Origin of the sequence: Nonomuraea longicatena, assembly GCF_039525605.1 — a bacterium.
In the GTDB taxonomy this organism is placed as follows: Bacteria; Actinomycetota; Actinomycetes; order Streptosporangiales; family Streptosporangiaceae; genus Nonomuraea; species Nonomuraea longicatena.
On the sequence record NZ_BAAAHQ010000041.1, the window covers coordinates 64,151 to 78,120 of the forward strand.

Annotated in this window: 11 protein-coding genes and 1 tRNA gene; 5 read left to right on the plus strand and 7 right to left on the minus strand. The window is 67.7% G+C overall.

The window, feature by feature from the left end; translation table 11 throughout:
• The first annotated feature begins 29 nt into the window (after positions 1-29).
• The gene (locus ABD120_RS31840) at positions 30-608 is read left to right on the plus strand and encodes a PadR family transcriptional regulator (RefSeq protein ID WP_343953917.1); all 579 of its coding nucleotides are present in this window, start codon (positions 30-32) and stop codon (positions 606-608) included.
• Between the two features lie 60 nt (positions 609-668).
• Here ABD120_RS31840 and ABD120_RS31845 read toward each other — a convergent pair whose 3' ends face one another.
• Both ABD120_RS31845 and wrbA read right to left on the minus strand, forming a co-directional pair.
• Positions 669-1,196, minus strand: a complete 528-nt coding sequence (locus ABD120_RS31845) for an MFS transporter (RefSeq protein WP_343953918.1) — start codon at positions 1,194-1,196, stop codon at positions 669-671.
• 82 nt (positions 1,197-1,278) lie between these two features.
• Entirely contained in the window at positions 1,279-1,884 is a 606-nt protein-coding gene (gene wrbA, locus ABD120_RS31850) for an NAD(P)H:quinone oxidoreductase (RefSeq protein ID WP_343953919.1), read from the minus strand.
• 124 nt (positions 1,885-2,008) lie between these two features.
• Here wrbA and sigJ point away from each other — a divergent pair, with 124 nt between their 5' ends.
• Positions 2,009-2,917 carry an RNA polymerase sigma factor SigJ gene (gene sigJ / locus ABD120_RS31855; protein ID WP_343953920.1) on the plus strand — a complete coding sequence of 303 codons (909 nt, stop codon included), beginning with the start codon at positions 2,009-2,011 and terminating at the stop codon, positions 2,915-2,917.
• 103 nt (positions 2,918-3,020) lie between these two features.
• Here sigJ and ABD120_RS31860 read toward each other — a convergent pair whose 3' ends face one another.
• Together ABD120_RS31860 and ABD120_RS31865 are read right to left on the minus strand one after the other, a co-directional pair.
• The gene (locus ABD120_RS31860; protein WP_343953921.1) at positions 3,021-3,722 is read right to left on the minus strand and encodes a DJ-1/PfpI family protein; all 702 of its coding nucleotides are present in this window, start codon (positions 3,720-3,722) and stop codon (positions 3,021-3,023) included.
• A 14-nt stretch (positions 3,723-3,736) separates the two neighbouring features.
• Entirely contained in the window at positions 3,737-4,735 is a 999-nt protein-coding gene (locus ABD120_RS31865; RefSeq protein WP_343953922.1) for a GlxA family transcriptional regulator, read from the minus strand.
• An 82-nt stretch (positions 4,736-4,817) separates the two neighbouring features.
• On the opposite strand from ABD120_RS31865, the gene ABD120_RS31870 reads away from it, so the two are divergent.
• The gene (locus tag ABD120_RS31870) at positions 4,818-6,245 is read left to right on the plus strand and encodes an MFS transporter (RefSeq protein WP_343953923.1); all 1,428 of its coding nucleotides are present in this window, start codon (positions 4,818-4,820) and stop codon (positions 6,243-6,245) included.
• Positions 6,246-7,862: 1,617 nt separating this feature from the next.
• Here the strand turns inward: ABD120_RS31870 and ABD120_RS31875 are convergent.
• Complete coding sequence (locus ABD120_RS31875; RefSeq protein ID WP_343953924.1) at positions 7,863-8,585, minus strand: hypothetical protein; 723 nt, start codon at positions 8,583-8,585, stop codon at positions 7,863-7,865.
• A gap of 1,243 nt (positions 8,586-9,828) precedes the next feature.
• Between ABD120_RS31875 and ABD120_RS31880 the strand changes: the two genes are divergently transcribed.
• A complete protein-coding gene (locus tag ABD120_RS31880; RefSeq protein WP_343953925.1) occupies positions 9,829-10,701 on the plus strand; it encodes a helix-turn-helix domain-containing protein in 873 nt (290 codons plus the stop codon).
• Positions 10,702-11,130: 429 nt separating this feature from the next.
• On the opposite strand, the gene ABD120_RS31885 is transcribed toward ABD120_RS31880, so the two are convergent.
• Positions 11,131-11,203 (minus strand) — tRNA-Thr (locus tag ABD120_RS31885).
• 21 nt (positions 11,204-11,224) lie between these two features.
• Positions 11,225-12,193, minus strand: coding sequence for a 23S rRNA (guanosine(2251)-2'-O)-methyltransferase RlmB (rlmB, locus tag ABD120_RS31890; RefSeq protein ID WP_343953926.1), 969 nt, complete (start codon positions 12,191-12,193; stop codon positions 11,225-11,227).
• A gap of 283 nt (positions 12,194-12,476) precedes the next feature.
• On the opposite strand from rlmB, the gene ABD120_RS31895 reads away from it, so the two are divergent.
• Positions 12,477-13,655 carry a hypothetical protein gene (locus tag ABD120_RS31895; protein WP_343953927.1) on the plus strand — a complete coding sequence of 393 codons (1,179 nt, stop codon included), beginning with the start codon at positions 12,477-12,479 and terminating at the stop codon, positions 13,653-13,655.
• The last annotated feature ends 315 nt before the right edge of the window (positions 13,656-13,970 follow it).

Genomic DNA, 13,970 nt, shown 5'->3' on the forward strand with positions numbered 1-13,970 from the left:
ATCTATGCAATCGGGAAATGATCTGACTCATGCCACTCAGTCACGCCGTCCTCGCCCTGCTCGCCGACGGTCCCAGTCACGGGTACGAGCTCAAGACCCGCTTCGAGGCGGCCATCGGCCCCCAGTGGGGCGGGCTCAACATCGGCCACCTGTACCAGATCCTCGACCGCCTGGTCAGGGACGGGTTCGTGGTCCGCAGCCACGTCACCCAGAGCGACCGGCCGGACAAGACGCTCTACCAGCTCACCCCGGACGGCACCGAGGAACTGACCGGCTGGGCCACCGTGCCGCACGTGCGTGCAGGCGGATTCCGGGACGAACTATTCCTCAAACTGCTCGCCGCCACCCGGCTGGGGCGCGACGCGCTGGACGCGTTCACGGCGGCGCAGCGGCAGGCGTACCTGTCCGACCTGGCAGGACTGGCCGCGCTGCGGCGGCAGAGCGAACCGGACCCGCTGGTGGCGCTGCTGATGGACGCGGCGGTCGCGCACATCAAGGCGGACCTCCAAGTCGTCGAGAGCGCCGAACGCCGCCTGGCGGCACTCGCCGCCCAGGCCCCGGCGCTGTCGACGGCACCACCGCAGCCAGGACGAGAACAAACCGGCTGACCGGCCACGCGGCCGCTGAGATAGATTCGCCGCCATGAGCTTGTCGGCAAGTGCCGTGGTTCAGGTCGCATACCACAGGCCCGCGAGCGCCGCGACGGGCACCTGCCAACTGCTCTGCTGCCCGAGCCAGGTCCCCGCGGGGATGCCGAGCACGAGGGCCGACGATCCGGCGACGGACAGCGCCCCGACCACCCGCCCCCGGACCTCGGGCGCGAACAGGCCCATGGCGACCGGTCCCATCCCGGCCCAGAACAGTGCCTGGCCGAGCGCGGTCAGCAGCCCATAGGACGTCGCCATGGCGGCGGCGAGGCTCGACACCATGAGCGCGGCCAGCAGTCCGGTGAGCACATAGCGCCGGGGTACGGTCCGCACGGCGTGGGTCAGCGGCAAGGACGCGACGACGACCGCCACCGCGTAACCGGTGACCAGGAGGCCGACCGCCGACACCGACACCTGGAGATCGTCCGAGATGAGCTCCAGCAGGCCGACCGGCAGGTTCTCCGCCGTGTTGAAGGTGAAGGCGGCCAGCATCAGGGCCGTCACCACCGCGACCCCGCGCCATGGAGCAGGTCGGGTCGTGACAATCATGGTTGATTCCGACATATGACCGCTCAACCGGTCATCTGACCCGACCTGCTGATCATTTCGCAACTCGGAATCGCGACTTCGGTCAGGCCACGCGGTCGGACCTGAGCCTGGCAGCGATGTCGACGACGCGGCGGGCCTGGTAGCGGGCCGCCTCCAGGGCCACCTCGCCGGGCAGGCCGTCGGCGGCCGTACAGGAGGTGCCGTACGGATTGCCCGACTTGAACTGCACCGGGTCGGTATAGCCGGGCGGCACGATGACACCGCCCCAGTGGTAGAACGTGTTCGCCAACGCCAGGAGGGTGGATTCCTGCCCGCCGTGTGCGGTGTTGGAGGCGGTGAAGGCCGAATACACCTTGTCCGCCAGCTTGCCGTGGAACCACAGGGGGCCGGTGGTGTCGATGAACGCCCTGAGCTGGCTGGACGGGTTGCCGAACCGGGTGGGGGTGCCGAAGAGCACCGCATCGGCCCATTCCAGGTCGTCGTGGCAGGCTTCCGCGACGTCGGCGGTGTCCCGCAGGTGCCCGGCCCACTCCGGCCGGGCGCCGACCGCCTCCGGCGGGGCCGTCTCGGCGACCTTGCGCAGCCGTACGTCTGCGCCGGCCTTCTGCGCGCCTTCGGCGGCGGCTTGCGCGAGGGCGTGGATGGTTCCGGTGGAGCTGTAGTAGATGATCGCGATATTGACTGACATATCAGGTTCCCTTCTTGGTTACCCGAGATGACGAGATTGCCGGGCCAGATGTGAGGCGGCGACCTCACACTTCGGTGCGCCGACTCGTCATAAGAGGTGAGCGTCGAAGAGAGCCGGTGACACCATGACCAACCCGTCCGATCCGGGCCTGAGCTCGATCACGAGCGAACGGCGTCGGCTGACCAACCTCGTCTACCGGCTGCTGGGCTCCCTGGCCGAGGCCGAGGACGTCGTCCAGGAGACCTACGCCCGCTGGTACGCGCTGTCCCCCGAGCAGCAGGACGCCGTCGAGTCTCCCGGCGCCTGGCTGTCGAAGGTCGCCGGCCGGATCTGCCTCGACCTGCTCAGGTCGGCGCGGGCCAGACGCGTGCAGTACGTGGGCGAGTGGATCCCGGAGCCGCTGCCCGATCGCTCGGAGTGGATCACCGGTCGGCCGGACGGTGACCCGGCCGACCGGGTCACCCTCGACGAGTCGGTCAACATGGCCTTCCTCGTCGTCCTCGAATCGATGACCCCGGCCGAACGGGTGGTCTTCATCCTGCACGACGTGTTCCGCTACCCCTTCGCCGAGGTGGCCGAGATCGTCGGCCGTACGCCTGTCGCCTGCCGCCAACTGGCCACGTCGGCTCGCCGCCGCGTGCGCGCCTCGCGGCCCGGCGCGGCCTCGACGGCTCAGCGCACCGACGTCGTCAGAGCCTTCAAACGGGCATGGGCGGCCAAGGACATCGAGGCTCTGATCGGGCTGCTGGCCCCCGACGCCACGGCGACCGGTGACGGCGGCGGGCTGACCACCGCCGTGCTCCACCCGGTCCACGGCGCCGAACCGGTCGCCCGGTTCTTCGCCGACCGCCACATCGCGGTGTCCGGCGTGACACTCGTGGAGCGTACGGTCAACGGCCAGCCCGGCCTGGTGGCCCGATTGGACGGTGTCACCGTGTCGGTGATGGCGTTCGACATCACCGGCGACCGGATCCGCCACATCTGGGCCATCCTCAACCCCGACAAACTCCACCCCTGGACGGGCGCGATGTGACTCGTGGAGTCAATCTTCGATCCAGAGGTACCACGGGGGCGTCGAAGTCGATGTTCGGACTCCTGTCTCGCTTCGAAGGGCGCGGCCTAAGGCCTGTCGGTGACTATCCGGCGTTCTGCAGCCGGGTCGCGAGGCGTTCGGCCAGAGGGTGGTCGCCGAGACCGTCGCGCAGCCACTGCCCGACAACGGCAAGGTAGAGCGGTCTCGGTGCCTCGGTCCAGTTCAGTTTGCCGTGCGGCGGCTCCGGGTCGTACTCGATGGCGAACTGCACCGCCCGCGCCAGGTCGATGCCGCCCAGTTCCTCGGTCAGGTGCAGGGCCATGTCGATGCCGGCCGAGACGCCGGCGGCGGTGAGGACGGGCCCGTCCGCCACCCACCGCTCGCGGACCGGGGTGGCGCCGAACTCCGGCAGGGCGTCGAGCATGGACCAGTGCGTCGTGGCCCGCCGTCCGTCGAGGAGCCCGGCGGCGCCCAGGATGAGGGAGCCGGTGCACACCGAGGTCGTCAGCCGGGCGCCGCCGCGCAGGTAGGCCAGCAGCGTCTCGTCGGTCATCGCGCGCAGCGTCGGCGCGCCACCGCCCGGGACCACGACCACGTCGGGCGAGGGTACGTCGGCGAAGGTGTGGCCGGCGCGCACCTGGAGCGGCGTGTCGGTCTCGTACGGCTCCAGCCGCTCGGCGACCACGATCACCCGGAACTCCGGTCTCATCGCCGCGAGCGTGGAGAGCACCTGCAGCGGACCCACCAGGTCCAGAATGGTGCAGCCGGGGTAGAGCACGAACGCGATGGTCTTCTCGGTTCCCATACCGATCATCCTGCCTACTCCTGGCCCGGAGCCGACGGCCCATGTCCGAAATCCTGGGATACCTGGCAGCTCTGGGCGGGGTTCATCCCATAGCGGTGGCGGTAAGCCTCGCGCAGCGTCTCCGTCGAGCCGAACCCGCAGCGGCGGGCGATCGTCTGCAGCGGCAGGTCGCTGGACCTCAGCAACTGCGCCACCGCCTCGGTACGCGCGGTGCGAACGTACCGCCCGGGTGTGGTGTTCAGTTGTGCGGTGAACAGCCTGCGCAGGTGTCGCACGCTGATGCCGGCGCGGTCGGCGAGCGCGGCGGCGGACAGATCTCCTGACAGGTTGCCGGTGATGTACGCGACGAGATCCCGCACGACGCGGTTGCCGGGCGGCGCGGCGGACATGAACATGCTGATCTGCGCCTGGTTGCCCGGCCGGTGCAGGTACGTCACCAAGGTCTGGGCCACCTCCCTGGCCAGCGTGGGGCCGTGGTCGTCCGCGATCAGGCTGAGGCTCAGATCCAGCGCGCTGGTCACCCCGGCGGAGGTGTGCAGCCGGCCGTCCGAGATGTAGAGGGGGACGGAGTCCACGGTGATGGCGGGAAAGAGCGCGGCGATCTGCGCCGCGTGCCGCCAATGCGTGGCCACCCGCCTGCCGTCGAGGAGACCGGCGGCGGCGAGCACCGAGACGCCTGTGCAGATCGAGACGATTCTCCTGCTGATTCTGGCGATCCGGCGGATCTGGTCCACCGTCCGCCGATCATCCGCGGCGGCCAGGTGCCCGTGTCCGCCCGCCACGATCAGCGTGTCCACCGCGCCCGCGACCCGTTCCAGCTCGCGCTGCGCCACCAACGCGATGCCGCAGGAACTACGGACGGTCGCCGCCCGCAGGGTGGCGAACTCGACGATGTAAGCCGGTTTCGCACCGGCCCGGTTGGCCGAGGCGAACGCGTCGCCCGGACAGGCCACGTCCAGCAGTTCGACGTCCGGGTAGCCGACGATGACGACGCGGCGGCTCTCGATACTCATATGTCATCCCAAACGGACATGTCTTCCAGGATTGCGGACATCATCGCCGCCCCCGCATCCGACCACGCGGAAAATGACCCGCATGTCGGAAACCACCGATCGGAGAGCCGGCTACGGACTGCTGGCGACGCTGTACACCGCCCAGTTCCTCGGCACCTCGTTCTTCGCCACCGCTCTGGCGTCCATCCTGCGTGAGCGCGGGGTCGGGCTGGAGCAGCTCGGCCTGTTGCAGGTGATCTCGATGATCTCCGCGCTGCGCATGCTGTGGGCGCCGCTGGTGGACCGCTTCGGCTCCGCCCGCCGAGGGCACTACCGATCCTGGCTGCTGATCCTGCAGCCGGCGCTGGCGGTGACCCTGCTGAGCGTCGTACTCCTCGACCCGGTCGACGACCTCGGCCTGGTCCTGTTCGCCGCCTGCGCCGCCGGGTTGCTCTCCGCCACCCAGGACATCGCCGCCGACGCGCTGGCCGTACGGCTGCTGCGCGCGAACCGATACGGCACGGCGAACGGTATCCAGGTCGCCGGCGGCTACGTCGGCAGTCTCGTCGGCGGCGGCGTCTCCCTGCTCGTCTACGAGGCGTTCGGCTGGGCGCCGGCGCTGCTCGTGCTGGCGACGCTGACCGCTTTGCCCGCCTTCCAACTGCTCCGGCTGGCCGAGCCCGCCGGCCCTGCCTCCCGTTCCGGTCTGGGGCAGCGGTACGCCGCGCTGCGCGACGTCCTCTCCGAGCGCACCATGGCGCGGTGGACGCTGATCGTGCAGCCCTGCCTGTTCGCCGGAATCTTCGCCGCGTACGCCCTCGTCGGCCCGATGCTGGTGGACGCGGGCTGGTCGCTGTCCGCCATCGGCCTGGTCACCAGCCTGGTGGGCGACACGGTGGCGATGCTGGGCGCGCTGCTGGCCGGTCCTCTCATCGCACGGTACGGCACCCGCGCCTGCCTCCTGCTGTTCGGCCTCGTCCTGCTGGCGGCGGTGCTGGCGCTGCTGCCGTTGGCCGCCGGTTCCGCCGCGCCACTGGTGACCGGGGCGGCCCTGCTGATCTTCAAGATCGCCTACGCGGCGGTGGCCACGGTCGTCGGGGCCGTGACGATGCGGCTGTCCCGGCCGGGCATGGCGGGCGCGGACAACAGCGCGATGGCCGGCGTCAGCTCCCTGATCGCCTTTGGCGCGGGCGCGGCCGCCCTGGCGATGGCGGCCGCCGTCGGCTATCCCGCCACGATGGCCACTGCGGCGGCACTCGTCGGCGCCGGCCTGCTCACCGTCCGGCTCCTCCCCGACGAACGCCGGACTCCGCTGGTGCGACCTCAGACGCTGAACGCGCGTGACCCTGCCGCTTTGGGCGACATCCGGCGTCACCGGGTTCGGCCGCCTTCGTCGATCACCCGGACGTTGTCAGTGAGGTGTCCGTGCACGGAGAAGTGGCCATGCGGGCCAGGTCGGCGACTACGAATCGGTCCCGAGTGGTCCGCCAGTACAGCAGTGGTCCGTCCTGTGTCCATGCACCGCTCTTGATCTCCGTCCACGGCGACTGGGCCTTCATCAGGTCGGGGGACCCGAGCAAGGCGGCCTGGCGCGTGCAGCGATCGTAAATCTGGGCGACGTGCCCCAGATCGGCAGCTCCCCAGGTGCTGGGGATGGAGTCGTCTCCTTCAACGGTTGGGACGCCGAGGAGGGCAAGCCGATCACGAATCGGCGGTCTCATCCTGAGTGCGTCTCCCGGCACGGTCGTGCGATCGGAACCATCCACGCGTAACACCGTTGCCTGCGTGACCTTCCACAACTCCTGCCGGTTGCCCCCGACACACCAAACGGGCCCGCAGGCCAGGCGATGTTCGAGATCGTCGGCCTCGGTCACCTCGATCTCCTGGCCTGTGTCGAGATTGATCACGGTGCGCTCGTCCGCGTCGAACGCCCATGGCCACGAGCTCACTCGAAGCACCCTGTCCGGCAGCACCTGCTCGGGAGTCCCGCCGCGAAGGGGAATCCGCCAGATGTCGCCGCGATATCCCCACCACACGGCATTCTCACCGCTGATCTGGAAGCCGTCCACATCGACCTTCTCGGCCCGGACGGTTGCCGGCAAACGCGCCACCAAACGCATCGTTCCGCCTGTTCGAGGCATGGCCCACACTTCATAGTGACGCTGTCCGCCAGGAGAGGCGCCAGGCACGTACCCCTTGACGAGCCACGCCACTTGGGTAGGTCCGATTGCCGTTTCCTGGACCTCGAAGCAGCCGCCGCACGCCGCCCACTCGGGGGCTCGCGCCAAGACGCGTTGCTTCTTGTTCCGCGTATTGAAACTGATGAACGTCGGACGATACTCATGAGTTCTCAGGAGCAATTCATCTTCGTCGAGTGCCCCGATGGGCCACAACCGAGTCCCGTCCTTGCGCTCGGCGGGCACCGTACTGACGGCTTCAGGCCAGACCTCATCGACCGGTACCAAGCTTGGCGGCACCGGGAGCTGCGCGGGTCGTTCGGGAATTTCCTCTTCGCTGGAAGTCCATGTCAAGCCTAATACGATCACCAGCGATAAAACCGCCGCCGCCCGCGCTAACGCGCCCCGATCCATTTGAACTTCCACCCGACTTGGCCCCCGCATCGCTCTCTCATCAAAGTCACGATGCCCTGTAGCATAGCTACGCTGGTTTAGTCGGTAAACCGTACGAGTTGCACGTGATCGCCTCGAATGGCATCGACCCTCGGCAACGGTGGAGCTGGGACGGACGCCGGAGAAAACTGGCCAAGAAGTTGAGTCCCGGCTGCTCCATATGGAGAAGGACCACCCTGGTGGCTCGGTTACTGAGTGTGTCGCGCCAGGACCGCTACGCCTGGGCGACCCCGGCTGAGCGAGCGCGCCGAGCCGACCGGGTAGATCCGCCAGGACTTACTGCGCCTCCGATGAGATCTACAGGGCGTCGCGTATTCACGCCGACCTGCGCGAGTTCGGTGGGTTGGGACATCAGTGGGAGGTCCGGCTGATGCGCGCTGCCCGATTGGCCGGATGAGCTGGCGCACTACCATCGCCCACCGGCAGGCGGCTACTGGCTCCGACGGCACAGAGCGGAGGGCTCTTCCGCCCATCGTCGGGGTCGGGCGCGTTCGGAGGCATCTCTTCCCCCGGGGTCGTCACCCGTGGTGTTCCCCGTTCGGGTAGGGCTTGGGCTCCCAGACGGGGACGAGGTCGCCGGTCGTCCCGCCTGCGGTGAGGTGGTCGGCGGCGTCCTTGCCGTGAGTGGCCTGAACGACGTAGATGGAGCGGGCGACCTGCATCAACTGTCCCACGATCTCGGCGGCGTGCTTGCGGCCAGTCTCGTCGCGGTCGGCGACAACGGAGACATCGGCGCCGTAAAGGTATTCGGCGAACTCCGGGCGCCACTCACCCGCCCCCATCGGGTTGCATGTGGCCGTGATGTATGGACGGGCACGAAGGGCTTCGACGTCCTTCTCGTCTTTGCAGATCATGACGACCCGCTCTTCGCGGACAGCCGCCAAGACCTCGGGCAGGTGGTAGGGCACCAGCCTGACGGCGAGTCTGCCGTCGTCACCGTAGAGGCTCCATCGGCGGCCGGAACGCTTGGACGGATCCGGCCGCCACTGCCGGAACCCCTGACAGCCGCTGCCCCTGAGAGGGCATCGGTCGACCCCGTACAGAACAGTGTCGTCGCGGTCGCGATAGAGGTATTCGGCGGCCTTGCCGTGGCCGCACGGCATCCACAGGTCGTTGCCGTTGTCCAGCTTGGCCTGGTCTTGGAAGTCGGGGAGCCAGCGGGCCGACATGAGCAGTTCGAGGGCGGCTATCACGGCCACGGCCGAGGACTCCGGCCCGCCTTGGTGTGTGAGCTCGACCATGTTGTCGTTGTTGTCATGGCCCCTGCCTGCCCAGGGCGAGGGGTGACGCTTAACGTAAGCGGGACAGATAGCGTTCCTCTGGATTGTCGAACCACGCGGAGCATGGCCCATGACCTGGTAGAGGCGTTGCGGAAGCCACGTGAAAGGCGTGCTCATGCCGTCTCCTCATTGAGCAGCTTTGAAGCAGCGGAGCGAACCCCACTGATAGGTGATGAAGTCGCGCCAGCGGCGCGATCCGGGGAGGGCCCGGCAACCGATGTGGTTACCGGGCTGTCGATGGCCTCGAAATTCTCTGAGCAGCACCACTGATGCCCCGCCGGAGCCGGATCGACGTAGAAGACCACGAAGGGCGCTGCGGGCAGTTCATGAGGGCGTTGGCGGAGAGGCTGTCTACCTCTACTGGCGCGGTCCGGTGATGTGCTCGATGACGGCCACGCGGGGGACGTGTCGGCCGCGCTCGTCGATCAGGGCCGACTCGATCTCTCCGGATTTCACCTTGGTGAAGCTTTGGCGCCCGATGTGGAGCTGCTCGGCTGTCTCCTCAACGGTGAGGAGGGGTGGCAGAGTCGCGGCCCCAGCATGATCCAAAGTCGTGACCTCAGACTTACCCGTCCGGGGTACGGACAGGTAAGCGGCATGACTAGACTCCATAAGTCCTCCAACTTCACTTCGCATAGGTGAAGCCCCCGCGTGAGCGGGGGCGGTGGGGAAGTCGGCCTGGCAGGCCCGAGAGGTGCAAGCTCTCGGTATACCCCTGTCGGGCCGTCCCCGTTTCTGGAGTCAAGCGGTCTACATCGAACTGTTGGGGATGTCCGATTGACCCTGGTCCAAGACGAGCCTAGCAGCTCTTGACCTTTCCGCAGCGCGCTAGGGCGTGCGCATGCGCAAGGCTGCTCGCCTGATCGACTTCCCTTTGTGACGGATACACGCTCTGACGTAGGTGGATGCGGGTTGCGACAGAACTGAATCCTCAAAGCTGCGTGATCAAGAATGTCCGATTTGCCGTATTTTCGGCTAACATCACACTGGTTTCCATCGTCGATCTCGACGTGTTAACTACGCTATGGGTTTGCTAGATTACTGTGCGGAGTGGCGGTCGTGGCGCCTCCGCCGGTTGCGTCAGCGGTCGGGTCGGGCGGGGAAAGGGCTCGCCCTGGAGTCCGATGAACGACTGAAAGCTTGCGTATACGCAAGCTGACAGCTAATGTCTGCTTGCGAATTAGAGAAACTATGGAGTGTACCAGTGTCCGGCGACAACCCCTCAGGTCGAGGCAACTTCTCCGAGTGGCTCACCGCTATGGCGAAGGCGATGGGATACGGCACTGACGCCGCCCTATCTGATGCACTCGGGATCAGCCAATCCACGATCTTGCGTTGGAGGCAAGGAAGTAAGCCGTCGATTCGGCATCTCGCCAGCCTCAGTCGTGTGCTCGGCACTCGGCTTGAAGCCCTTCTTGTTCTGACCGGCCATGTCTCGGCTGATGCGTTCGGTGCGAATACGGACACGCCGGAGCCTCCATCCGCGACCACTGAGGCTGTGCGTAAAATCAAGGACGCGACGCTAGGCGAACCCTTAAAGGAGCGCTTGCTTAAGTACTGGGAACTGCGTCTTGGTGAGGAACGTGGACGCCTCTACGCCCTGATCAAGGCGTTGGAGGAAGAGGAACTAAAAGGCCCGGAAGGTTCTCTTGATGTAGCCGAAGCGTATCGGCTGATGAAATCAGATCTGCCGAAGCATTTCGCTGACCTCATGACGGCCGCTCGTCGCTATTTCGATCTCGCCTCTCCGCGTCGTGGAGTACGACGGCGTGCGAGACGGCAGCCTTCTGTCGATTTCATTGCCGTGCAACGCCAGATGATCGACGGCATCGAAGTGTCAGAGCTGCGCAAGAGCCCTGAAGGGCGCTGGTACTGGCGAAGACCGAACGGCGAACCAACGTTCGAGGTGACCTTCACCACCGAAGAAGCGGCTATAGAGACTCATCAGATGACACTCAACCTTGCCCGAGACCTACTTGAGAAGGCAGTGGATCACCGTAACAGACAGGGATCACCACAAGGTGTGGGTGAGAGTGATTCCTCCCGGCGTGCGGATGATGTGGATAGACGTGGATAGATGCCATCGCCCTGCCTGTCGGCTCGCGTCAAGCAACTCCTCTTCAAGCCCAAAGGTGTGAGAACCTACCCGGACCGGGAACTACTGTCGCACTCGTCTGACGACGGCGGTAAACGTTGTCCGCAGGCAGGGTCGGGTTAGGCCGTAACGTCGCTGAGTCGCCTCCGGAGGCCCCAGGGGGGCGTCGCTCATGCTCGCCCAGGGCGCCCCACTTCACGTCGATTCCAAGGTCGAGCATCGCGATCACCAGGGACATCTACGGACACCTACTGGAAGGCGATCGTCGCGCCGCGACCGGCGCCATCTCCAGCGCTCTGCTGGGAAAGCAGAGCCCGGTGGCTCCCATCGACGACGACGACACCGGGTGAGGCTTGAAAGCAGAAGGCCCCTGTAGGCGTAATGCCTGTTCAGGGGCCATTTCTGTTGCAGAGCCGACGAGGGGAATCGAACCCCTGACCTTCTGTTTACAAGACAGACGCTCTGCCGATTGAGCTACGTCGGCACAGCCAATCAGTGTAGACGGTCAACGGCGTCGATGACGAGCCACCTCGTACAACGTCACCCCGGCGGCCACTCCGGCGTTGAGGGACTCGGCTGCGGCCTGCATCGGGATGCGGGCCACGACGTCGCAGTGCTCGCGGACCAGGCGCGACAGCCCGCGCCCTTCGGAGCCGACCACGATCACCAGCGGTTCGGTGAAGAGCTGGACGTCGGCGATCTCCGTGGTGCCCTCGCCGTCCAGGCCGACCACGAACAGGCCGGCCTCGCGGTACTCGCGCAGGGCGGCGGTCAGGTTGGCGGCGCGGGCGACGCGCAGGTTGGCCAGGGTGCCGGCGGACGTCTTCCAGGCACCGCCCGTCACTCCGGCGGAGCGGCGGGAGGGGATGAGGAGGCCGTGCGCGCCGAAGGCGGTCGCCGAGCGGGCGATGGCGCCGAGGTTGCGCGGGTCGGTGACGCCGTCGAGGGCGACGATCAGCGGGGGCTCGCCGGCGTCGTGGGCGAGATCGATGAGTTCGTCGGGGTGGGCGTACTCGTAGGCCGGGATCTGCAGCGCCACGCCCTGGTGGACGGCGCCCTCGGTGAGCCGGTCGAGCTTGTCGCGGGTGACTTCGAGCAGGGCGACGCCGCGCTCGGTGGCGACCTTGATGGCGTCGCGGACGCGGTCGTCGTTGTCGATGCGCTGCGCCACGTACAGGGCGGTCGCGGGGACGCCCGCCGACAGGGCTTCGAGGACGGGGTTGCGGCCGCCGATGTACTCGGGCGCGTCCTCGGAACGCCGGCGCGCGGGGGCGCGTCCGCCGGCGCCGGTGGTGCCGCCGCGGTCCTCGCGGGCGATGCGCTCGGACCTGGACTTGTCCTTGAACCAGTGGCGCATGTGCGCGGGCGGCGTCGCCCCCTTGCCTTCGAGGCTGCGGCGTTTCTGCCCGCCGGTGCCCTTGTTCGGGCCCTTCTTCTTCGCGGGCCTGCCCGATGCCCTACCGCCTGCTGCCATGAAGTCAAGGGTACTCGCCGTGACACCCCTCTCCCGCCCCCATCCTGTACGGCAAGCCCCTCCACCCGCCTCCCACCGCCGCCCCTCCCGGCCTCTCCGAGCGCCCCTCGATCTGACGGCTCCCCGCCGTAACGGTCAAATGTCAATAAACACCGACGGAACCGCAGATCACCCTGGGTAGACGTGCGGTGTGGGGAACGAGCCGCTCAACACGGACGAACGCGCGGAGCTTGAGCGACTCCGTGCAGAACTCGCCAATCGCGACAGAGGCGGCGGGCGAACCGTGTCCGCCTGGATTCTGATCATCGTCGGCTGCCTGCTGGCGATGCTGTCGGTGGTGGGCGTGTGGGTGGACAACGAGGTGACCGACACCGACCGTTACGTCGAGAACGTCACGCCGCTGGCCTCGGACCCGGCCGTGCAGAACGCGGTCGCCAACCGCACCACGTCCGAGATCATGAAGCGCCTGGACGTCCCGGCCGTCGTGGACGAGGTGGTCGTCGCGCTGGAGGGCAGGGGACTGCCGAAGCCGGTCGGCGACAAGCTCGTGGGCCTGGCAGGGCCGCTCGGTTCGGGAGTGGCGCAGTTCGTCCACAACGTCGTGGACAAGGTGGTGACGAGCGACGCGTTCGCCACGTTCTGGGTCGAGGCCAACCGGATCGCCCACACCCAGCTGAACGCCATCCTGTCCGGCCAGGGCAGCCAGGTCGTCAAGGTGTCGGGCAACACGGTGAGCATCGACCTCGGACCGCTGATCGACCGGGTCAAACAGCGGCTGGTCGCGGCCGGACTGACGATCGCGGGGAGCATCCCCGAGATCCATCCCACGTTCGAACTGTTCCAGATCCAGGACCTCGGCACCTACCAGGCGCTTTACCAACTGCTCAACGCGCTCAAGTGGGCCCTCCCCGTACTGGCCCTGCTGTTCCTGGCGGGCGGGGTCTTCGCGGCGCACGGCCGGCGGCGGGCGCTGGTCGGTGCCGGGCTCGGGATCGCGCTGGCGATGCTGGTGCTCGCCGCGATCCTGGTGCTGGTGCGGGCCGGATACCTGCACGCGGTGGGGGTTCGGGGCCTCGATCAGGCGGCTGCGGCGACGATCTTCGACACGCTGGTGCGCTTCCTCAAGGCCGGGTTGCGGGTGGTGCTGGTCGTGGGGCTGGTGGTGGCGGCAGCGGCGTTCCTGTCCGGACCGGGGGCGGCCGGGCTGAGGAACACGGCCAAGCGGGGGATCGCCCGCTTGCGCGGCGGCCTGGAGCTGGGGGCCTTCGGCGTGTGGGTGAAGCAGCACCAGCGGCCGATCCAGGTGGTTCTGGTGGTGATCGCGGCGCTGGTGTTCGTCTTCTGGAACCATCCGACAGGGCTGGTCGTCCTGGTCATCGCACTGTGTCTGCTGCTGGCGCTGGCCGTGGTGGAGTTCCTGGGCCAAAGCCCGAAACCGCCCACCGCACCCCGCCCGCTGTGAGCTTCCGCCCGCCCGCTCTACGAAGGGTGGCCTGGCCCGACACCACGGTGAATGTCGGCTTCCGGCTCGCCCTCCGACCGATCGTGGCCGACCCGACCAGGGTCCCCTCGCGGGTCCCTGCGCGTGGCTCACGCCGACGGGGCGAAACTCGTGTCCCCTCGGACGGGCCACCCGCCGGCGTCTCTGCGGCCGGGTCAACACCTGTCCCTTCGGGCAGTTCACCCTGGGAGGGCGGGATGTTGTCCCCAAGGAGGGGCGCCCTGACCAGGGCGGTGCGGGTCACCCTGGCAGGGCGGGACGCGCGGCTCTGCGCAC